A 21,668-nucleotide genomic window follows, 5' to 3' on the forward strand; every position below is an offset into this window, starting at 1 on the left:
TAATTACAGCCCGCACTGCGCCTCGAACCCGTACTTGCGGGCAAACGGGCAATCAAGCACCGGCAAGACCGATGGGATTTGATAATACTTCTCCACCGCTTCGCGCAACACCACATCACGGAACCTGGGGTAGTTGAAATTAGTGCCATCCACAATCGTGAATGGCACACCCTGCACCACGGCAGTTCTCACAACCACATCATCCAGATAAGCAGAATACAAGGCCGGGTCGATCGGCTTGGCCTTGGCCACAATGCGGATGGGCTTGCCATTCATCTGCCGCCAGTCCACAAAGGTGTCATCATTGCGCGCATGGTATTTGCCCGGACCAAACACAGGCACCACTTTGCCATGGTGGTATGTCATCAATGCGGCGGGCGAATAGGCCACTGTCGTCAACACACCACCGGGTGGCATGTCGCGGGTCAGCGCATCCAGGATGGCAGGCATTTCACGGTGAAACAACACATCTTCCTGAAAACTTTTCCTGGGCCATATGCCTGCGTCTGCATGCATCAACAGGCCGAACAACACCACATGCGGAATCGACAACACCGCGTTGAACCACACAAAACGCTTCATCCAGACACCGCTTGTGCACAGTGCCAACAACACGAAGGCGATTGGCAAAAACCCCAGCACCCAATGCAAACCCACGGTTTTTTCAAGGGATATCAGCAAGAACAAACCCAATGGCACCAGCAAGGCAAACACCAGTGCACCTTGACCAGCCCATGCACGCACACCCTTGAGCAAACTCCACAAAGCCCAGGGTGTCAGCAGGTACAACATCATTCCCAGATAGGTCAGCACGGTGCCCCAACCCAGTTGCGCGTCCTCGTGACGATTCACCAGGTTGAACATGATGTTGTTCCAGCAGTTGTGCAGGTTGTAAACAATGTTCACGCTGGCAAACGGCATGACCCCGGCCAGCAGCAAAAAGAGGTATTTGAAACGCTCACGCTGAAGCAGCAAATGCAAACCAAATGCGAAGCCCAGCAGCACTGCAAAATATTTTGACAAAAACGCCAGACCCAGAAATCAGCCGGTCAGAAAAATACCCGCCCCAGACCCCGCCCTAATGGCCCGCACATAAGTAAAAACCGACAGACCCATGAAAAAGATCAAAGGGGTATCGGTGGTCACAAACACCGCAAACCACGAAGCGGGCATGGACAAATACACAGCGCCAGCCAACCAGGCCCGTGGTTCTTGATCGCGCGGCAGCAATTCCCGGGCAAGCAGCACAATTCCGCCGGCAATCACCGTGGTTAACAACAGGGTCAGGCTGCGAACCACAATGGGCTGATTGCCCACATGGCTTAAAGCCCACAGCCACCAGCCAACCATGGGGGGGTGGTCGTAATAGCCCCAGTTCAAGTCAGTCGACCACAGATGAAAAAAAGCCTCGTCGCCTGTCATCGGAAAAAAACTGGCCAACCACAATTTGACGATCGCGGTGACAAGCACCGTGAGCCAAAACACGTGTTTGGCGGATGGCAAGGTGATTGCTTGCTGCATCAATTAACCCCTGTCAGGACGCCAGAAAAACCAGCACACTCACGGACACCAAAAAGGCCCAGCTGATGCGGTCGTGAATGGCGAAGTGCACGGGGTCGTCAATCATTTCCTTGCGTGAAGTCATGATCCAGATCCTCATCAGCCAATATAGAAACAGCGGGCAAATGCCCCACAAAAATTCGGGGGTTTGGTACAACATGGATCCGTTCTGGCTATCCACATACAAGGCCAACACCAGCACCGCCACAAAGCCACTGGAAATGCCCATGGACACCAGGTAGCTCAGGTCGCTCATGCGGTAACCCCGCCCTTGGGGCTGCGTGCCCTCAATTTGTAAAAACTCCAGTTCAGCACAACGCTTTACTAAAGCCAGGCTCAAGAAAACAAACAGCGAAATGGCCAGCAACCAACTGGACAACCCAATGCCGGTGCCCACACCACCGGCAATGACCCGCACGGTATACAGCATGGCCAGCAGCAACACATCCACAAAGGCCGTGCGCTTGAACACAAAGGTGTACAGCAGGGTCACCACGGTGTAGATCAACAGCACCAGGGTGAACTTCCAGCCCACAGCCAACCAAGCCAGTGCAAAACCTGCAAAACCAAGCAGCGTCATGAAAACAAGGGCTTTTGCAATCGTCAAAGTACCGCTTGCCATGGGGCGATGGCGTTTGCGGGGGTGTTGCCGGTCTGAATTCAAATCCATCAGGTCGTTCCAGATGTACGTGGCCGATGCCACCAAACCGAACGCAACAAAACCCAACAACATGTTCAACCACAATGCCGCATCGTTTTCGTGGGCAGCAATCAAGGGCAAAAACAACAAGCCGTTTTTGGCCCACTGCTGCAAACGCATGGCCTTTAACCACACCTTCAAACCAGTGCGTCGTGAATCAATTCTATTCAGGCTTACGCCTGCAGAAAACGCCTTGGTGCGCGTGCTCATCGAGGTATTAACCCCGAAGGCCACAGCGGCTTTCTTCCAGACAGACACATCCACTGCAGCATCGCCAAAATACATGAATGGCTCGCCTTTGCTGTCTGCCTCAATGGCCTGCAGCTTGCGCGCACCCTTCAAATTGAACTCGTCACTGGCAATCACACGATCAAACAAACCAAGCCGCGTGGCAACCTTTTGCACATCCCGACGCATCGAGGCGCTGGCCAACACCAACTCGTGCCCGGCAGACTTCAACTGGTTCAAGCGCTCAAGCACCGTTGCATCAATGGGCAGGAAATCCAGAACAGGATCAATGCGCCGAGCCACCTCGGTTTTAAAAACCCACCCGCCCTGCAAAGCCCACCACAGCATCGGGAACACGTAAAAAACATTCTTCTTGAGCAAGAGAAGACTGGACTCCAGTAACACATCCGAGGGGCTCAGCGTGCCGTCCAGGTCGACATAAACAATCGGCTTTGTAGTCATTTGGGCTTGTTCAATCCACTGAACAAAGAGCCTGTGGGCTCTTCTTCCCAGTGCGCAGCACCCAGAAACACCATGACAATCTGCTTGACAAAGTTGTCCAGCATTTCTTTCTCGATCTGGGGTTGATCTGCCCTTGCATCCAGAAAATCAGTGGCGGAATTCATCATCAGGGTCACCACCACGCTGCAAATAAGCGTCAGCGTGTGGGTGGAAAGACCAGGGAATATGTTCAACAAGCGCAAATCACTGGCCATTTCATTGGTGAAATGCACAATTTCATTTCGAATGGCGTTTCGAAGGGCCTGAGAACCACCAGACCTTTCGGAGCTGATGAATCGCCATTCAAGATGATGTTGCTTCAGATAGTTTACAAATACACTGACAGAATGCCGGATCATGTCTTCACCGGGCAGGCTGGCTTGGCGCGCCTCTCGCAACAGGCGGCGCAATGTGAGTCCGCTCTCTTCAACCAAGGCCAGACCCAATTCGTCAGTGGTCTTGAAATGGCGGTAAAACGCCGTAGGCACCACACCAGCCTCCCGGGTTATTTCCCGGATTCCAAGCGCAGTAAAACTGCTGCCATTACCAACCAAAGTGAGTGCGGCCTGCATCAAATTCTGGCGCGTTTGTTCTTTACGTCTTACGCGGGCCTGGCTTTCATCGGCCGGCTTCGATGCACCACTTAGTCTTGTTCTCATGTCGTTAGATTGAACCTCGTCCGGATCGCCAGTTCTTGCGACCACCTCCTGCCATTGTAATGAAAAGTGACGCAAACTCGACCCAGAAGTAGACAAGGCCATGAATTTGGCATGCACGCCAAATGAAATAAAGCGACAGAACGAGGTTAATTCGTCATAAATCGCATCACTTACGGGTTTTGCGTATTGACTGTCCCAGAACGAAGCGATTAACTCACCCTAAAGAGGGTTGGAAAAAAGTGTTAATCAATAAAAGATATTCATATGCCCACATCTGGTGACACCTTTTAAACTAATCCATCCTCGGGAGGAAATAACAATGCCATCAAACCAAATCCTGGTTATCGAAGACCATCCACTTTTTGCAACAGGCATTAAAGACCTGGTAGAGTTCGTGGCCACCAACGCTGACATACTGTGCGCGGCCAGTGTTACCCATGCAAAAGAACTTTGCAGCAGAAACACACCGGCACTGGTCATCACCGACCTTCGCCTGCCCGACATGCAGGGCCAAGAGGTAATTGACACCCTGGCCCAGATTAATCCGACTTTGCCCATGTTGATCATGAGTGGGGACGATCAACTATTGCATTCAGTGTCGCCCAACCAACAAGCCCCGTTCTGGACATTGTCCAAGTCGGAAGGCTTCGAGCAAACTTCGGCTGTACTGCTGGAGGCATTGACCAGGGCTGGCGTCCAAGTGCAATGGCGCCCCAATGCACTGTCCAACCGCCAAACAAATGGTGAACACATTACAGGTCGCATGGGCCAGAACAACGGCATTCAGCTTACGCACAAGCAGCAGCAGGTTATGCACTATCTGGCATCGGGTTTGTCGAACAAGGAAATCGCCAGAAAGCTGGATTTGTCGCCGGAAACCATTAAAACCCATTTACGTGAAATTTTTACCCGAATGAACGTCAAGAACCGGACCCAGGCCGTGAGTTTGTATCGAAAAATTCCTCGACTCAATACCTCAGCCATGGCATAAACAACCCAACCGTCGGCCTTGGTGTTGGCGGTCAATAAAACTTATCAATGACATTAAGCTCGTTCCCAGTGTTGGCAATTTTGTTGGGGATTGCCCTGTATCCGTTTTTTGCAAACCATTTGCCCAATCAACGGCAAAATGCATCTGCTGTAATCGGTGTCGTTTTGATGGGGTTTCTGGTGTTAAGCCACGAAACAATCACTGAAATTGCGCACGGCACGCCGCAACACGCCGCATTACTGATGTTGTCATTCCTGTTTTTTGGAAACGGCTTTCTGGGTCGAAAACGGGGCGACATAACCGCAGAAGGATCCGCGCTATTGCCCTTTGGCATGGGTGTTTTTCTAGCTGCTGCCGATATACTGGCAACTTCATTGATTGCACAGATGCTTTTGATCACGGTTCAACTCGCATGCCTGCTGGCAATAACCAGAACCTACAACAACCTGCCCAAAGTAACACTCCTGAAAGCCGCCTATTTCAGCCTGATGTATTGTGCGGTGAACGTTCTGATCCACTTCAAAACAACGGCACCCAACGCTTGGCAGCCCGATCAGTCTGTGATCATCATTTCTTATTACGTGCTGTTAGGAACCTGCCTGTTTCACATGTGTTTTCAAGACTTTTCCAGAACCCGAACCAAGAAAGGCTGGGACGAACAAACCAAAGTTGACCAGGATTTGATGAAACTGGCATTCCGGGGGCGACGTGTATTGAAAGACTTCCGCCACGACCTTCGACAACCCTTGAGCACCTTGGGCATTCTGGCCAGCGTGGGCAAAGCAATTTCAAAAGACCCGGAAGTCACTGCCCGATACCAACACATTCAAACAGCCCAAAAGGCGCTGAAAAACATGCTCGAAGAGTTTTTCGATCAACTTGGAAGCGCGATTCGATATCCAGTTGAGGAAAATACAGCACAACTTCAAAAGATATCCATAGACGAAGTACTGAACCCACTGATTGAAGAGTACAGAATGCTGGCCGACGTCAAGGAACTACAGATCCGTTATGTGCCCAGCAACCTGACCGTGTTGAGCAACAAAGAAGCCCTGTCAAAAATAATTCGGAATGGTCTGGACAATGCAATCAAATACACATCCAAGGGCGGCGTGGTGGTGGGCCTGAGGCGGCGAAATAGTCGCATTTGCCTTCAAATTGCCGACACAGGTTCCGGCGTTGAAAACAACAAAGTGGCTGCTCACAACAAAGGTTGGGGGCACGGTTCCAACATTGTTCGGGATCTAAGCGAACAGATTCAGGCAAAAACCGAATGTAGAAACCGCTATTACAACGGAAATTTGGCCGGTTCCGTGTTTGAAGTCATATTGCCAGGAGAGGGCGAGGTATCCCATCACTGGAAGTTACCCAGCAACGCAATTCAAAGTACATTTGAAGCGCAGGTAATGGCCATGAACCATGAGCATCTGCTGGACATCCAACGTTGTCTGCCCGTCAAGGGCTTTGACAAAGTCGACTTCAATTTGAATGGAGCATACCGGGCTTACCTGAGCGCGCTTCGAAAAGGAATGTCTCCCGTGTACATCATGTACGCCGGTGAGGCGGGTCACAAGGAAATCGCAAGCAAACAACTCAAGCTTCTTGGATCCATGCTGGATTACGAACCCTGCTGCATTCTGATATACAACGCCAGCGAAGAAAGCAATCCCCAAGTTGAATTCAGCCGCGAGATGATTCGAATCCCGATGAATCCGAATCAGGCGGACCACAGCCTGCATATCATCTCGGAATTATTCCCTTGCCGGGACACAGTGCCATCGATTAACCAATCCAGCGTGGGCCAAGCGCAATCAGTCAGCAACATGCACGCGAAAAGCCCAATCTTATCGACCTGAATCACACAGGTGCAAAGCACCAAGCACCGCCCCTCGCCGGGCACCGGTCACTGAAGGGCAATTTCCGACTTTTCCGGAAACATTCTGAATGGCCAGCCATGCAAACGCTGACGCTTCGACGGCCTGCGTGGGCAAACCAAGGTTCTCGATGGGCAGGAAATCAACTGGCGCGCAGTCACATTTTAACTGGACCATCAATGTGCTGTTTTTCGCACCACCCCCACACACGTAAACCTGCTCAACTTCGATTGGCAAACTGGATTTAACAGCTTGCACGGTCAATGCCAACAGCGTTGCCATCACATCTTCGGGCCCAAGCGCACTGACCGATGCAAGACACGCATCAAACCACTGCTCGTTGAATTCATCTCGCCCCGTGCTTTTTGGCCAAGCTTGCGTAAAAAAGGGATGCGCCCACAACATATCCAACAGACCTTGATCGGGATTGCCCAAGGCAGCAATTTCACCGTCCTCATCCATGGGCAGATTGAAAACCCGCTGCGCCCACAAATCCATCAAACAATTGGCAGGGCCGCAATCACCACCAGTCACAGGCACACCCGCACCATGCAGCACCGTCAAATTCGAAAAGCCACCCAGATTCAGCACGGCTGTGCGTTCATAAATGCCTTTACCGTTTAACCACGCCCGGTGGAAGGCAGGCACCAGTGGAGCGCCCTGCCCACCCAAAGCAACATCTTTGGAACGCAGATCGCTTACCACATCAATTTGGGATGCACTTGCCAACAAGGCACCATCCAGCATCTGATAGGTGTACCCAAGGTCGGGGCGATGTCGCAGGGTTTGCCCATGTGCACCCAGCACACGGATGTCTGCTGCATCAAGGCCCAAGGTGACAAGCAATTCGCTCACAGAGTCCGAGTACATCAAGGTCAGCTCACGGCGGGCTTGAAGAAAAACACCAAGGGGATCGGAATTGGCATCAAACTGTGGGGGAATTTGTTGCAACAACAACAAATTGCTGCGCAGGTCGAGCGGAAATTCGGCACTGACAGCACCGAGAAACCGCATTTCTTCAGACTTGGGATCTATTTGAATGGCGGCCACGTCGACACCATCTGTGCTGGTGCCGGACATGACGCCCAATGCAATCATGGTTTACTGCGCGCGGGCAATTCGTTGCGCCGTGGCCAGTTCCATGCGACGGTCCAAGGCAAGTTGCACGCGCTTGAACTCGTTGAAGGAATTCCGGTTCAATGGCTCTGCCTGTGCAACAGTAATGCTCAACGGGTTTTTGGGCACACGGTTCACGCGAAACTCGTAATGCAAATGGGGGCCGGTGGCCCAGCCAGTTGCACCCACGTAACCAATTACATCACCCTGCTCTACCTTCTGGCCCACGCGCACCCCTTTGGCAAAGCGCGACAGGTGGGCATACGCAGTGCTGTAGCCACTGTGGTGCTGAATTTCAACAAAGTTGCCATAACCGTTCTGGGTACCGGAAAACTTCACCGTGCCGCTGGCCGTGGCCATGATAGGCGTGCCTGTCGGTGCCGCGTAATCTACACCGTTGTGAGCTTTCCAGCGCTGCTGGATGGGGTGAAAACGACGTGGCGTGAAGCCGGACGAAATACGGGAGAATGCCAACGGCGAGCGCAGGAACGACTTTTTCAGGCTGCGACCATCTTCGTTGTAGTAGCCCGCAGTCTGGTTGCCACTTGGGGTAAACCAATAGGCCCTGTAAGGCTTGTTGTTGTTGACAAATTCCACAGCAAGCACCCGGCCTGAACGGGCAGAGCGCCCTTCCAGTGTCAGGTCTTCATACACCACCTTGAATTCATCGCCTCTACGCAATTCACGGTGAAAGTCGATGTCTGATGAAAAAATTTCGGTCAACTGAATGGCCACAGAATCGGGTAGACCTGCCTTATCAGCCGCTGCAAACAGGGAAGACTCAATGCGCCCGGCACGAAACACGATCTGCTTTTCGAAGTTGACAGATTCCAGCTTGGCCATGAACCGACCATTGATTTTCTGAATCAGGATTGATTCCTGCTTGTCTTCGTCCACACCACTTTTGTAGCGAAGCCACTGCAAATCGCCATCTGCGTTCTGCTGAACGCTCAGCACACGGCCTGCACGCAAGTTGACAAGGTTTCTGGCCACTTTGTCTTGGGCCAAAAACGGACCAAGGCCCAAGGTGTTCACGCCCATTCGTTCCAGCAAGCCCATCAGGGTATCGCCACGGCGAATGCGCTCTTCGGCAACCAGTGGATCGAAGGTATAAACGCCTTGGTCAGCCAGGTTCAGTTCAATCGCTTCAAGCACCACCTCGGAATTCAGCAAGGCTGAATCAACCGGAGAATTTTGAACAGAGCCTGCAATTGCCACCACCGCACCAAGAACAGGGAATGAAAAAACCCCTACAATGATCCACTTTCTGTGGTTGTGTGACTCGGGTAGTGCGGCGTCTGCGTATTGCAAACTTGTATGAACAAGGCGCTTTGTGAATGAAACACCCTGCACGCATGCGGCGATTGCTCGCTCTAAGAAATTCTGAAGCATCATTTTTTAGTTTTAAATGTGTGAAATTTCACGTTGCCGACAGCCCACAATCAGCATTATTTTCAAAAATACAACACGTAATCAGCCAGAGTGTAACAAAGGATTGCCAAATGAAACAGTCACCTGATAGAAGGCCCCCCAATATTACGGAAATTACTGAGAATTTGTCTGAATCCGTTCGCCATGCCCTTGAGGTAACCAAGCGCGGCTGCGAGGAATTATTAATCGAATCAGAATGGATTCAAAAACTGGTTCAAAGCGAAAAAACGGGCAAACCTCTCCGTATTAAACTGGGTCTGGACCCCACGGCACCCGACATTCATTTGGGCCACACAGTGGTGCTCAACAAGCTTCGCCAGCTGCAGGACCTGGGCCACCAGGTCATTTTCCTGATCGGCGACTTCACCTCAATGATCGGTGATCCATCGGGCAGAAACAGCACACGCCCGCCACTGACCCGCGAACAAATCCAGGAAAACGCCAAAACCTACCATCTGCAGGCTGTGAAAATTCTGGACGCTGACAAAACGGAAATTCGCTTCAACAGTGAATGGTGCATGCCCCTGGGCGCCGACGGCATGATCAAACTGGCTTCCAGTTACACAGTTGCAAGAATGCTGGAAAGGGAAGACTTTACAAAGCGCTATCAAGGGGGTGTTCCCATCGCAATTCACGAGTTTCTGTACCCGCTCATGCAGGGCTATGATTCCGTGGCATTGAAATCGGATCTGGAGATGGGTGGCACCGACCAGAAATTCAACTTGCTGGTGGGCCGTGAACTTCAGAAGCAGCACGGACAGACCCAGCAATGTGTTTTGACCATGCCGCTGCTGGTTGGCACGGATGGCGTTGACAAAATGTCGAAGTCCAAGAACAACTATGTGGGCGTGACTGAAACCCCGTCAAACATGTTTGGCAAGGTGATGTCCATTTCCGACGTGTTGATGTGGAACTGGTACACCCTGCTCAGCTTCAAATCCATCGCGGAAATCGAAGCCCTTAAAACCGCCTGTGCCAACGGTGAAAACCCGCGCAATGCCAAGGTGGCACTGGCCCAGGAACTGGTGGCCCGCTTTCACAGCCAGCAAGCTGCTGTGGATGCACTGACTGAATTTGAAGCCCGCTTCAAGCAGGGCGTTCTTCCCGACGACATGCCCGAAGTGGTTTTGGAATTGCCGGAGGGTGAAACCGACGCAGGCCTGGCCTGGGTGCTGAAATCCGCAGGGCTGTGTGAAAGCAGCAGCGACGCCAATCGGAACATTCAACAGGGTGGCGTAAAAATTGAAGGCGAAAAAGTGTCGGACAAAGCAACCCGCCTGCCCAAAGGCAGCCATGTGATCCAGGTGGGCAAACGCCGGTTTGCAAGGGTGCAGTTGAATTGAGTACACAAACCCTGAATTTCAAAACAGTTGTCAGCAAGAAGACCGATGGCACCCGTTTCATTCTGGTGCGCCATGGCGAAACAGACTGGAACAAGGAAAAACGCTTTCAAGGGCACACCGACATTGGCCTGAACGCACACGGGGTGCAGCAGGCCCAACTTGTCCAGCGTTATTTTGATCAGCTTGAAGCGGCTGGCGTGCCGCTTTACCAGCACTGCGTCAGCAGCGACCTGGGCCGTGCCCACGCCACCGCCAAAACAATTCACGGCAACAAAACCCCTGCGATTGTGCTGAACAAAGGCCTGCGCGAACGGAATTACGGTCACCTCTCCGGGCTGACCGGCGATGAAATGCACGAGAAAAACCCGCAAGAATTCGCCAGTCTTCGCAACCGGGTACCCGATGCGCCACTGCAGGACGGCGAAAGCCTGGAACAGTTTTACCACCGCGTGGTGTCTGCATTTCAGCAAATTGCCCTTGAGCAACTGGGCCACACCACATTGCTGGTTGCCCACGGCGGTGTACTGGATTGCATTTACCGGCATTGCACAGGCGAACCACTGGAAAAACAACGTGACTGGCAACTGCCCAATTGCGCGCTGAATGTGGTCGATATTGAGCCTTCAGGCAGTAAAAGTGTACCGGTGTGGGCATGGCTGGGCCATTTGCGCAACGACGAAACGGGCCAAAACATGGACGAAGTCGATGGTCGAATCGCTTGAAATCATTTAGAATGTTGGGCTTGTCTTGAACCCAATCCTTTTTCGGAAACCGTTATGTTTGACCGCCAAAAGAGCATCGCCCAAACCGACCCTGAACTGTGGGCCGCTATCCAGCGGGAAACCACCCGCCAGGAAGACCACATTGAGCTGATCGCGTCTGAAAACTACGCCAGCCCGGCCGTCATGGAAGCGCAGGGTTCACAACTGACCAACAAATACGCCGAAGGCTACCCCGGCAAGCGCTACTACGGTGGCTGTGAATACGTGGACGTGGTGGAAGACCTGGCCATTGACCGCTTGAAGCAACTGTTCGGTGCCGAAGCAGCCAACGTACAACCCAATTCAGGTTCACAGGCCAACCAGGCCGTGTTTTTTGCCTTGCTGCAACCCGGCGACACCATCATGGGCCTGTCTCTCGCGGAAGGTGGTCACCTGACCCACGGCATGCCCCTGAACATGTCGGGCAAGTGGTTCAACGTCGTGTCCTACGGTTTGAACAAGGAAGAAGCAATTGATTACGACCAGGTTGAAGCCCTGGCCCGTGAACACAAACCAAAAATCATCATCGCTGGCGCTTCAGCCTACGCGCTGCGCATCGACTTCGAACGTTTTGCAAAAATTGCCAAGGAAGTGGGTGCCTACTTCATGGTGGACATGGCTCACTACGCCGGCTTGATCGCCGCGGGTGTGTACCCCAACCCCGTGCCACACGCCGATGTGTGTACATCGACCACGCACAAATCGCTGCGTGGCCCACGTGGCGGCATCATCCTGATGAAAGAAGAGCTGGCCAAGAAAATCAACAGCGCAATTTTCCCCGGCATTCAGGGTGGCCCCTTGATGCACGTGATCGCAGGCAAAGCAGTTGCCTTCCTCGAAGCGCTGCAACCTGAATTCAAGGAATACCAGCAACAAGTTGTACTGAACGCCAAAGCATTGGCTGAAACACTGGTTGAGCGTGGCCTGCGCATTGTGTCTGGCCGCACTGAAAGCCATGTGATGCTGGTTGACCTGCGCGCCAAGGGCATTACCGGCAAGGCTGCTGAAGCTTGCTTGGGCAATGCGCACATTACCGTGAACAAAAACGCGATTCCAAACGATCCGGAAAAGCCGTTTGTCACCAGCGGCATTCGCTTGGGCAGCCCAGCCATGACCACACGCGGTTTCAAGGAAGAACAAGCCCGCGCGGTTGGTCACTTGATTGCTGATGTACTGGAAAACCCGGAAGACGAAGCCACATTGGCCACCGTTCGTGCCAAGGTCAAGGAATTGACCAGCCAGTTCCCTGTTTACAAGTAAACAAGGGGCGGCGGCGTAATGAAATGCCCCTTCTGCGGCAACGCCGACACCCAGGTAGTCGATTCGCGCACGTCTGAAGAAGGCGACGCGATTCGCCGCCGCAGGCAATGCAGCAGTTGTGGCAAACGCTTCACCACCTACGAACGGGCAGAACTGTTTCTGCCTGCCATCGTGAAAAAAGACGGTTCACGGGTTGAATTCTCTCGCGACAAACTGCGCGGCAGTTTGATGCTGGCGCTGCGCAAACGCCCTGTTCGCGCAGAAGCGATTGACGAGGCCATTTCCAGCATTGAAGAAAAACTGCTGGTCAGCGCAGCCCGGGAGGTCGATACCAAGTTTCTGGGCGAATTGGTGATGCAACAGCTTAAACAGCTCGACACCGTGGCGTATATTCGCTTCGCTTCGGTTTACAAAAGCTTCGAAGACCTGCAAAGTTTCTCGGAAGAAATTGCGCACTTGACCGCGCCTGCGGAAAGTACGGTCAACACCAGCAAACCCAAAGCACGCCCGATCAAAAAAGGCGATTAAAAGTAACTGAGGCCATGGCGACCCAGCACCCCGACGATGAACACTGGATGCAGCATGCGCTAAACCTGGCCTGGAAGGGCCAGTACAGCACCACGCCCAACCCGCGTGTGGGCTGCGTGTTTGTGCGTGATGGTGCTGCAATTGCAGAAGGCTTCCATGCCCGGGCTGGCGAAGCCCATGCCGAAGTGCAAGCCATTGCCGATGCGAAAGCACGCGGTGTGTGTTTAAAAGGCAGCACCGCCTACGTAACACTTGAACCCTGCGCCCACCATGGCCGCACAGGCCCCTGTGCTGAAGCACTGGTGGCCACGGGTGTCGCGAGGGTTGTAGCGGCCGTACTTGACCCCAACCCGCAGGTGGCCGGCAAAGGCATGGCCATTTTGCAGGCTGCCGGCATTGAAATTGTTAGCGGTGTATTGGTTGAGCAGGCCCGCTGGATCAACCGTGGTTTTTTTAGCCGCATGGAACGCAAGCGCCCTTGGGTACGCCTGAAAATAGCCAGCAGCGCCGATGGCATTAGCGCCTTGAGCAACGGCGTGAGCCAATGGATTACCGGCGAAGAAGCCCGGCTGGACGGGCACCACCTGCGCGCACAAGCCTGCGCCGTGCTTAGCGGCATTGGCACGGTCAAAGCGGACAACCCACAACTGAATGTGCGCGGCGTCGACACTGACCGCCAACCACTGAAAGTGATCGTGGACAGCAAGCTGGAAATTTCGCCAGAAGCCCGGCTTCTGCAAACCGGGCGGGTACTGATTGCACACACCGAACCTGAAGCACCAGCCTGGTTAAGTACGCACCCCAACACCGCCAACATTGAAGCACTGAATGTGGCCCCGGTTGCAGCAGGCTTGCACGCTGGAAAAGTAAAAACCGACCTGCTGCGCCTGCTAGAGGAACTGGCCGAACGTGACATCAACGAATTGCATCTGGAGGCAGGGTTCGGCCTGAACGGTTCGTTCTTGCAAGCCGGGCTGGTCGATGAAATTGTGCAGTACATTGCCCCGCGTTTTCTGGGGCCAGGCCAAGGCCTGTTCCGCTTGCCCGAACTGGACGCCCTGCCCGCCTACATGGACTGGGCATTGCATTCATTTGAACAAAAAGGAAGCGATCTGCGCATTACGTGGATTCGCAACAATCAGGAGTAGTAGCACCCATGTTCACCGGAATCATTGAATCGATCGGCCAAATCAAAACTGTCGAGCCCCTGCAAAATTCTGCATATGCAGGCGTGCGCCTTGCCGTGCATGCACCCACGCTTGATTTTTCAGACGTAAAGCTGGGCGACAGCATTGCCATTCAGGGTGCCTGCATGACTGTGGTGGCCATGGCTGACCACACCTTCCATGTCGACGTGTCGCAGGAAAGTTTGTCAAAAACAGTGGGACTGAACCAGCCCGGTGAAGTGAATCTGGAAAAAGCCATGCGCTTGTCCGATCGTGTGGGTGGCCACTTGGTCAGCGGCCACGTGGATGGCCTGGGCAGCGTTGCCGAATTTGAACCCGTGGGTGAAAGCTGGCACCTGCAAATTCGCGCACCCAAAACCCTGTCGCCTTTTTTTGCCTACAAAGGTTCGGTGACCGTGAATGGCGTCAGCCTGACCGTGAACCTGGTCGACGACCATGCAAACGGCGAATGCGACATTCACATCAACCTGATTCCGCACACTGTGCAAATGACCACGCTGAAACACTTGAAAGCGGGCAGCCCGGTGAATCTGGAAATTGACCAGATTGCGCGTTACTGCGAGCGGATTGTGAAGACAATGAATTTGAATCAGGGGTAACAATCAATTATTTCCAACAGAGCGCTGGCTTCAATGATCAAAATAACGATTTTTCTCGCCGGGTTTTTAATTCAACTGCTGTGGGCCATTCCCACAGCATATTCAGATCCTGGGGTACTTGCTCAAGAAGAAAAACCATCCATCCAAATTCCGGCAGAAAGCCAGCTAAAAATCAATGCCAATCGTTGTGCATCCAATATTTTCGAGTTTCTTGGTCATGTTGAACTGGATGGAAGACTTGATGTGTACTGGTATGAACATGTTATCGATGCAGAAAGCCCGACCGACTTGTTGACAGAAACCCGACTGGGCCTCGATTTTTACCCCACAACCGAATCGCAGGGTAAATTGCCCGTCGTATTGTTCGCAGATGAACAAAATAAATCGGAAATGAAAATTCGCTTGGGTGATCTGGGTCATCGACAAGCTGAATCGTTACTTCTTATGTTTGGTTTTCAGGAAGCGAAGAAAATGATGAAACAGAAGAAAAATCAGTCATTCGAGGGCCGAATTACCTTGTCGGTTTATAGCACATACATGGAATGTAATGCACGCCATTACGATGGTGAGACAGTGGCATTCAAACGCAGGTCTACCCCAGTCATAATGACATCGATCCCGCAAGGTCATGGATGCGGGAGGTGACCCAATTCGTCACTCTAGTTAGGTAGCGATTTTATTCTTCTCAGTGTAGCTGCTATGCTCCATTTTCAAAAATTCGGGAGCATGTATGACTGAGGGTTACATTATTTATGTCAACCGGCGTTGGCAAACAAGCGAATCAACAATTTCTGACTTCTATATTGAAGGTACTGACCTGAAAGGGTACGTTCTTGAGGAGAAAGGCCCATCTTCTGCACAAGCCCGAATGCAGCTTCGAATTCCCGTAGGAGAGTACAATTTGGTGTGGCACCGTGGCGGTCGTTTTGGGAAACAAGTGCCCAAACTTTTCAACGCACAAGTCAGCCCAGGTCGATTGATTCTCATCCATCCTGGCAATGACGCCAAAGACACAGAGGGCTGCTTGATCGTAGGCCAAAGCCGAAAAGTCAATCGAGTGGAAGGCAGCAAACTGAAATTTGATCAGTTAATGAAGTTGCTCGAACCAACCGACCTATCAAAATCGAAGCTGATCATCTCTGAGGATTTTCAATAGTGCGCATTTCAACGCAATGGTTTGTCTCAGTTCTTTTAATAGCTCAGTGTTTTATTTTCCTGCCATCTTCATATTCACAAACTCAAGATATTTCTGAATTCGCGCGCGCGGATCATGTGCATATGCCAGCGAATTCAAATCTGACTCATTCTCTCAGCCAAGAAACCTCAGGCATGCATCAGTTTGAAGGACAGCTTGTGTTGTCAGGTCGAGTAGAGGTGTTCTGGTACAAATGGACGCTGGATGATGAGTCAGAAATTCGCATGAAACTTGAGTTTGTTCCCGATGCAGATGAATACGAAAAAATTCCCTTGGCATTGTATCCAGAAGAACCATTCCATCTGCCAAAACGAATTGAAATCAACTCGCCAAGTGAGGCATTGGCGCAGATTTTCGGTACCAAAACAGCTGCGTCAATTATCAAGAATCAGCTCAATCGATCAATTCAGGGAACCGCCCAGCTCTCGCTGTATCAAACCTTTGTTGAATGTGATCGTCGCTACTATAAGGCCACCTTGGCGAAGTTCACCGCCAAATCAGACACCATGAAGTTAAGCTACAAATACGAAAAACGCTGTGGAGATTGATCAATGAGCACCGATTTCTTCCTGGTTCTACCCGGTATCACCGGTGAATCATCCGACCACGTTTACAAATACGCCATCGACATTGACTCAATTGGCTGGGATCTGAAAAGCTCCGGCACCACGCATGTTGGGCGAGGTGGCGGAAGCGGAAAAGTGGAAGTTGACAGCATCAGCTTGACCAAGTTTGTTGACCGGGCCACGCCCAATTTAATCAAGGCTTGCTGCACAGGGCGGCACTTCGAAAAAGCCAGCGTAATTGTGCGCAAGGCAGGTGAAAAACCACTGGAATACCTGCGCTTTGAACTGGAAGATGTGCTGATAAACCGCGTTAGCCAAGGCGGCAAAAACAGCAACGACCAGATTAAGGAAACCGTCTACCTGACATTCGCCTCGTTCCGCATCATCTACACGCCACAATCCGAAAGCGGCGGTATGCTGGCCAAAGTGGAAGGTGGTTTCCGGATTGCAGAAAACATTAGCACTTGATTTCATAACGGGCTTTTAATGAGGCAGCAAACGACGCGAACTGACAGTTTGAGATTCACGAAGGCTTAAACAACCGGAAATGGCTTGAACGATTTTCTGACAGCACATGGTTTTTTCCTTCCGAAAACAGCAGCACCAACCATTCGATCCATTGAATTTGATGCTGCTTGTGACCTGCCCCGGATTTTTCGATCCAGCGTGACTTAACTACAATGGTCTCTCAACGCAGTGAGAGACGAAATGAAACGAGCCCGATTCAGCGATGAACAGATTGTTCGAATCCTGAGAGAAACAGATAAAGACACCGTAGTGGAAGTGGCCAAACGCCACGGCGTAAGCGAACCGACAATTTATGCGTGGCGCAAGAAATTTGGCGACTTGGAAACCGATGAAGTTCGACGCCTAAAGACACTGGAGACTGAGAACGCCAGACTGCGCAAACTGCTGGTGGACCGTGATCTGGAAATTGAGGTGATGAAGGAAATCAACAGAAAAAAGTGGTGAGCGTGCAGGCGCGTCTGGAACAGGCCCATTACGCGATCGGTCGTGGCGTGGGTCAACGACGTGCCTGCACGCTGATGCAAGTAGCCCGATCAGGTTTGTATTACGAACACAAGATGCCAGGTCGCGACATGCCGATTATTGATGTGATGAGGCGGCTATCGGGGCAATACCCTAGGTTTGGATCCAGACGGATTCGAGTGTTCTTGGCAAGAGAAGGGCTGCAAATCGGCAAAGAGCGTTGTTCAAGGCTTTGGAGCCAGGCAGGCTTGCAAGTACCAGCAAAGAAGAAGCGACGCAGAGCCATTGCCAGCGCTGCACCGCGGCCCAAGATGCCTGATCAACGCAACACGGTGTGGAGCTATGATTTCGTGTATGACGCATGTGCCAATGGTCAAACCATCAAATGTCTAACCGTTGTGGATGAATACACTCGGGAATGTTTGGCAATCGATGTGGCTGGCAGCATTCGTTCGAAACGAGTCATTGATGTGCTTAGCAGGCTGATCAGTGTGCGAGGAGCACCCAAGTACCTCAGGAGCGACAACGGCCCGGAATTCGTGGCCACCAAGCTCCTGGAATGGGCCGTACAGGAGAAACTTGAAAGCGTGTTGATTGATCCGGGCAAGCCATGGCAAAACGGTACCAACGAAAGCTTCAACGGTAAATTCAGGGATGAATGCCTGTCGATGGAGTGGTTTCGAAATCGACTTGAAGCACGGGTAATTATTGAAGACTGGAGGCAGCATTACAATGCAGTCCGGCCGCACTCCAGTTTGAACTACCTGACCCCGAATGAATTCGTGGCAGGATTGAAAAGCGATTTACCAACCGAGACCAGAAAGTTAAGTTCTCAGTGGTAGGAAATTCCCGGGCAGGTCATCCCAACTACAGAGGGAAATTTCAGACCAATGTAGATGGTTTCATAAAAAGCGACTTGTTCAACACGGTTGAAAGCCCACAACCTGGAGACATCATTATTTTCAAAGAGCATCAAGGTGCAGTTAAACACATCGGGATCGTTGTTTCTGACAAACTCTGGATTGGTGCTCAGTCAAAAGGGGTCAGGGAAGTTCAGCTAAACAACCCATATTGGTCATCACGCCCCCACTACTTCCGTCGTTACAAAAACGGGTCGCCAAAATCCCTGCAAACATCTTTCTTGTACCACGCAAATGCAAGCCGCGCTTAAACTGTTATTGCTCTCGTCACTCCTGCTTTTCAGTGCTTATTCAGCCGCCTGCGATAACAATCAGATCAAAACAGGTGGCCTGAATAAAACCAATTGGAAGCTAAGTGCCTACAAATGCCCAAAGGGCTGTTCAAGTGCTTTGAAAAACCTGTTGGACAATCAACTGGGCCAGCCAATCGATTTCAAGGGAGCAGCAGCGTGGGCATCGGGCACCGCTGACGCCTGCCAAAAACTGATCGACCTGAACACAACTGAAATTGACCTTCATGCGCTACTGAAAGAAATCAATAGCGGGCGCCCGCCTTTGCAGAATATTAGCCCGGAAGAACTTGATGTAAAAACAAACAAACCTTTGGTTGCCAACGTGCTGTGCAGCGGCCCAGCAGGTCAAAAAATATCCCACCGCTTTATTCAAAACGGTTCTGGGCAATTAATTGCAATTGACGAAGAAACATCAATTCTGATTTACGAATAATCACCGCGCACTAACCTTCCCAAACAAAGCCTTCGCTTTCGACTTGGTGTTGTCTGAATCAGCCCCCAAGGCAATGCCGGTGAACATCACCGGCCCTTCAGGCAGTTCGGCACCGAAGGCTTTGCGCGCATCGGCCTGCAAGTCGCGGTTTTCGGCAATCAGTTCGCTGCTTGTGGCGCTATCCCGCACCACAATATTCTTCACCCGCTCGGTGAAGGGGTTGTCGAACAGCTGCCCCACTTTTTCACCTGGGGTGCCCCACACATAACACAGGGTGGCGGCGGGCAAACGTTCACCCGACACGGTGCGCGCCGCAGCAAGTGCCAGCCGGGTTCCAAGCCCCAGTTTTCTTTCGTCAATCTGTATGAATGCGCACAACTTCGCGCCAGCGTCGTCGCCGACCTTGGTTTGCAAATTTGCCTTGGTGGGTTGGGTCAGCATTTTCCATTCCCAGCTTAGCGTGTTCAGTACAGTGGGCTTGGAAAACGGGTGCACCAAGGTGCCATACGCCATGTCTGCATCGGCTTGCAACACGGTTTTGTCGCCTTGCTTGATCAGGTTGAACTGTGTGTGTGCCGCAATGTCAGGGTGGTATTGTGCTTTCCAGGGCGCGGGAATGCCGGTAGCCACGTCCGCAGGCCAGGGCTTCAAAGGTTCAGCCGCGTTTGAAGGTGATGCAAAAACAACCACACTGAACAGCGCAAACACACCGAATGCCACAAGCGGCAGGCGTTTGTACTTTGTAATTTCCATTCGATTTCCATTCACACGCATTGTTTATCCTTCGCTGCCGGTTCGGTTCAGGGCTGTTCGTTCTTATAACGTTCAGTCCAATCGGCAGGTACACAACCGGTTGCAATCGCCCTTTTCAAATCCTCGGGTTCGTCGATGTCAATCTGGGGGAGCAGCCAATGTGCCTGTTGATGTTGTTGACTCAGAATCATTCGGGTTTGTTCCGCAACCCGCGGTGTGCCCCAGTCAATTGACTCAGAAAACACAGCCGGCAAACAGCGGGCGCAGGCCAGTGCCACATAACCGCCGTCATGCGCGGGCACAAAGGCAATGTTGTGCTGCTTCGCCGCCAGCTCCAATTTACCCAAATCGGCAAACGTAAACTGCACTGCATCTGGCCCCAACAACACCACCAGTTCGCTGTGCTTCAGATGCGTTTCCACTGCGGTTTGCATGCGCCAGCCCAAATGCCCCGGGGGCTGAATGTGGCGTGCCACAGGCCTGCCATTCAACAATGCTGCCCATTCTTCATCGGTGCCACCATCGGTCCACAAAGCCACATTCACACCCTGCAATTTATCAAGGGTGCTCAACAACAGGTAACGCGCAAAGGCTGCGCATTGCTGCGCACCCAGCAGCGGTTCCAGACGGGTTTTTACGCGACCCGCCTGCGGGTACTTGGCAAACACGGCAACAATTACCGGCAGTTTTCCGCGCGTATCGGCATACAGCCGAGCCAGATCAGCGGGTGGCACACCGCGCCAGTATTGAAAGCGGAAACGCCACATCAGCACAATGGTGGCCCATGCCCCATAGGTGTCCCAACGCCGCCCAGAGGTTACTACACGCGAACGAATCGCCAGAAAACATTCCGGTGCCGCGCGCTTCAAACGTTTGCACAGCTCGATGTCTTCCATCAGGGGCTGCTCAGGAAAACCGCCAACACGCTGAAACAAATTGCGGCCCACAAACATGGCCTGATCACCCGTGCAAATTTTGCCCAAACGCGACCGCTGGTTCATGAACCAGGCAACCACTGGCAACCACCTGCTTTGGCCTTCAATTTGCACATCGAAACGCCCCCAGGCGCGGGAACTGGCTTGAGCCAACAAAGCATTCCAGGCTGCCAAACCCAACACGGTGTCGGCATGCAAAAAAAGCAGCACATCGCCCTTGGCTTGCGCTGCACCGGCATTCATTTGCCGGGCGCGGCCTTTGGTGCTTTGAATGGCAGTAATTTGTGGGTGCTGTGCCAGGGCCAACAGGGCTGGCCAGCTTGAATCGCTGGAACCACCGTCGACCAGCACAATTTCATCGCCCGAACGAAGCAATTCAAGCAAGGCTTCAATGCGAGGGGAAAATGAATCGGTTTGATGGCCCGGTACTTCGTTGTACACGGGCACAACTATCGAGACAGATGGCATGTTGCCCATGCCTTAAAAGAAAATCGAGGCCAGGCCCAGAAAGATGAAGAAGCCCATGCTGTCGGTGGTGAACGTAAGCAACACCGAAGAACCCATGGCCGGGTCCCTGCCCATTTTTTCAAGGCCCAAGGGCACCATGACGCCAATCAGGGAACCCACCAACAGGTTCAGCATCACGGCCAGTGTCATCAATAAACCCAGCATCACGGCATTCGGGGTGCCGTAATACAGACCCCACGCGGCCAGGCCGGCAAGGCTGCCCCACACCAGGCCGTTCAGGCCGGCAATGGCCAGTTCTTTTTTCAGCAACAGCTTGAAGTTGGCCGCTGTAACTTGCCCCAGCGCCAGCGAGCGGATCATCAGGGTCATGGTCTGGT

24 protein-coding genes are annotated in these 21,668 nt (G+C 52.4%); 15 read left to right on the plus strand and 9 right to left on the minus strand.

Features of this window, described 5'->3' with window-relative positions; translation table 11 throughout:
• Positions 1–3 precede the first annotated feature (3 nt).
• The 4 genes from V7028_RS00150 to fabR are packed head-to-tail and all read right to left on the minus strand — an operon-like array spanning position 4 to position 3,648.
• Positions 4–1,023 (minus strand): hypothetical protein, encoded by a 1,020-nt coding sequence (locus V7028_RS00150; RefSeq protein ID WP_334118079.1) that lies wholly within the window; start codon positions 1,021–1,023, stop codon positions 4–6.
• Between the two features lie 18 nt (positions 1,024–1,041).
• Positions 1,042–1,521, minus strand: coding sequence for an ArnT family glycosyltransferase (locus V7028_RS00155; protein WP_334118080.1), 480 nt, complete (start codon positions 1,519–1,521; stop codon positions 1,042–1,044).
• Between the two features lie 13 nt (positions 1,522–1,534).
• The gene (locus V7028_RS00160; RefSeq protein WP_334118081.1) at positions 1,535–2,950 is read right to left on the minus strand and encodes a UbiA family prenyltransferase; all 1,416 of its coding nucleotides are present in this window, start codon (positions 2,948–2,950) and stop codon (positions 1,535–1,537) included.
• A complete protein-coding gene (gene fabR / locus V7028_RS00165) occupies positions 2,947–3,648 on the minus strand; it encodes an HTH-type transcriptional repressor FabR (protein WP_334118082.1) in 702 nt (233 codons plus the stop codon). Before fabR ends, V7028_RS00160 begins: the two co-directional genes overlap by 4 nt.
• A 319-nt stretch (positions 3,649–3,967) precedes the next feature.
• Here fabR and V7028_RS00170 point away from each other — a divergent pair, with 319 nt between their 5' ends.
• Together V7028_RS00170 and V7028_RS00175 are read left to right on the plus strand one after the other, a co-directional pair.
• Positions 3,968–4,639, plus strand: a complete 672-nt coding sequence (locus V7028_RS00170) for a response regulator transcription factor (protein ID WP_334118083.1) — start codon at positions 3,968–3,970, stop codon at positions 4,637–4,639.
• A gap of 47 nt (positions 4,640–4,686) precedes the next feature.
• On the plus strand, positions 4,687–6,495 hold the full coding sequence (locus V7028_RS00175) for an ATP-binding protein (protein WP_334118084.1): 1,809 nt from the start codon (positions 4,687–4,689) through the stop codon (positions 6,493–6,495).
• On the opposite strand, the gene V7028_RS00180 is transcribed toward V7028_RS00175, so the two are convergent.
• Both V7028_RS00180 and V7028_RS00185 read right to left on the minus strand, forming a co-directional pair.
• Positions 6,484–7,611: an anhydro-N-acetylmuramic acid kinase gene (locus V7028_RS00180; protein WP_334118085.1), complete on the minus strand. Its 1,128-nt coding sequence runs from the start codon at positions 7,609–7,611 to the stop codon at positions 6,484–6,486. The genes V7028_RS00175 and V7028_RS00180 overlap by 12 nt on opposite strands.
• Before the next feature lie 3 nt (positions 7,612–7,614).
• Complete coding sequence (locus V7028_RS00185) at positions 7,615–8,847, minus strand: M23 family metallopeptidase (protein WP_334118086.1); 1,233 nt, start codon at positions 8,845–8,847, stop codon at positions 7,615–7,617.
• Positions 8,848–9,131: 284 nt separating this feature from the next.
• Here V7028_RS00185 and tyrS point away from each other — a divergent pair, with 284 nt between their 5' ends.
• The 13 genes from tyrS (at position 9,132) to V7028_RS00245 (ending at position 19,135) form a co-directional block, all read left to right on the plus strand.
• Positions 9,132–10,403, plus strand: coding sequence for a tyrosine--tRNA ligase (gene tyrS / locus V7028_RS00190; protein ID WP_334118087.1), 1,272 nt, complete (start codon positions 9,132–9,134; stop codon positions 10,401–10,403).
• Positions 10,400–11,125 carry a histidine phosphatase family protein gene (locus tag V7028_RS00195; RefSeq protein WP_334118088.1) on the plus strand — a complete coding sequence of 242 codons (726 nt, stop codon included), beginning with the start codon at positions 10,400–10,402 and terminating at the stop codon, positions 11,123–11,125. The genes tyrS and V7028_RS00195 overlap by 4 nt, the downstream gene beginning before the upstream one ends.
• Positions 11,126–11,179: 54 nt before the next feature.
• Positions 11,180–12,424 carry a serine hydroxymethyltransferase gene (gene glyA, locus V7028_RS00200; protein WP_334118089.1) on the plus strand — a complete coding sequence of 415 codons (1,245 nt, stop codon included), beginning with the start codon at positions 11,180–11,182 and terminating at the stop codon, positions 12,422–12,424.
• 18 nt (positions 12,425–12,442) lie between these two features.
• On the plus strand, positions 12,443–12,952 hold the full coding sequence (nrdR, locus tag V7028_RS00205) for a transcriptional regulator NrdR (RefSeq protein ID WP_334118090.1): 510 nt from the start codon (positions 12,443–12,445) through the stop codon (positions 12,950–12,952).
• A gap of 14 nt (positions 12,953–12,966) precedes the next feature.
• A complete protein-coding gene (gene ribD / locus V7028_RS00210; protein ID WP_334118091.1) occupies positions 12,967–14,100 on the plus strand; it encodes a bifunctional diaminohydroxyphosphoribosylaminopyrimidine deaminase/5-amino-6-(5-phosphoribosylamino)uracil reductase RibD in 1,134 nt (377 codons plus the stop codon).
• A gap of 8 nt (positions 14,101–14,108) precedes the next feature.
• Positions 14,109–14,738 carry a riboflavin synthase gene (locus V7028_RS00215; RefSeq protein ID WP_334118092.1) on the plus strand — a complete coding sequence of 210 codons (630 nt, stop codon included), beginning with the start codon at positions 14,109–14,111 and terminating at the stop codon, positions 14,736–14,738.
• Positions 14,739–14,771: 33 nt separating this feature from the next.
• Positions 14,772–15,383, plus strand: coding sequence for a hypothetical protein (locus V7028_RS00220; RefSeq protein WP_334118093.1), 612 nt, complete (start codon positions 14,772–14,774; stop codon positions 15,381–15,383).
• An 85-nt stretch (positions 15,384–15,468) separates the two neighbouring features.
• Complete coding sequence (locus V7028_RS00225; RefSeq protein ID WP_334118094.1) at positions 15,469–15,894, plus strand: DUF5675 family protein; 426 nt, start codon at positions 15,469–15,471, stop codon at positions 15,892–15,894.
• Positions 15,894–16,481, plus strand: a complete 588-nt coding sequence (locus V7028_RS00230; RefSeq protein ID WP_334118095.1) for a hypothetical protein — start codon at positions 15,894–15,896, stop codon at positions 16,479–16,481. The genes V7028_RS00225 and V7028_RS00230 overlap by 1 nt, the downstream gene beginning before the upstream one ends.
• Positions 16,482–16,484: 3 nt before the next feature.
• Complete coding sequence (locus V7028_RS00235) at positions 16,485–16,967, plus strand: Hcp family type VI secretion system effector (protein WP_334118096.1); 483 nt, start codon at positions 16,485–16,487, stop codon at positions 16,965–16,967.
• A 240-nt stretch (positions 16,968–17,207) separates the two neighbouring features.
• Positions 17,208–18,331, plus strand: a protein-coding gene (locus V7028_RS00240) for an IS3 family transposase (protein ID WP_442918658.1) whose coding sequence is annotated in 2 segments (ribosomal slippage) — positions 17,208–17,454 and positions 17,454–18,331 — 1,125 coding nt in all. Because the reading frame shifts where the segments join, the coding sequence is not laid out codon by codon here.
• On the plus strand, positions 18,325–18,660 hold the full coding sequence (locus tag V7028_RS15280; protein ID WP_442918659.1) for an NlpC/P60 family protein: 336 nt from the start codon (positions 18,325–18,327) through the stop codon (positions 18,658–18,660). Before V7028_RS00240 ends, V7028_RS15280 begins: the two co-directional genes overlap by 7 nt.
• A 139-nt stretch (positions 18,661–18,799) precedes the next feature.
• Positions 18,800–19,135, plus strand: a complete 336-nt coding sequence (locus V7028_RS00245) for a hypothetical protein (RefSeq protein WP_334118098.1) — start codon at positions 18,800–18,802, stop codon at positions 19,133–19,135.
• Here V7028_RS00245 and V7028_RS00250 read toward each other — a convergent pair whose 3' ends face one another.
• The 3 genes from V7028_RS00250 to V7028_RS00260 all read right to left on the minus strand — a co-directional run.
• Positions 19,136–19,888: a DUF3047 domain-containing protein gene (locus V7028_RS00250; protein ID WP_334118099.1), complete on the minus strand. Its 753-nt coding sequence runs from the start codon at positions 19,886–19,888 to the stop codon at positions 19,136–19,138. It abuts the gene before it with no gap.
• A 47-nt stretch (positions 19,889–19,935) separates the two neighbouring features.
• On the minus strand, positions 19,936–21,291 hold the full coding sequence (locus V7028_RS00255) for a TIGR04283 family arsenosugar biosynthesis glycosyltransferase (protein WP_334118100.1): 1,356 nt from the start codon (positions 21,289–21,291) through the stop codon (positions 19,936–19,938).
• 12 nt (positions 21,292–21,303) lie between these two features.
• Positions 21,304–21,668: magnesium transporter (locus V7028_RS00260; RefSeq protein ID WP_334118101.1), on the minus strand; the 365-nt coding region annotated here is incomplete at its 5' end.

Origin of the sequence: Limnobacter sp. (assembly GCF_036846585.1) — a bacterium.
Classification (GTDB): domain Bacteria; phylum Pseudomonadota; class Gammaproteobacteria; order Burkholderiales; family Burkholderiaceae_B; genus Limnobacter.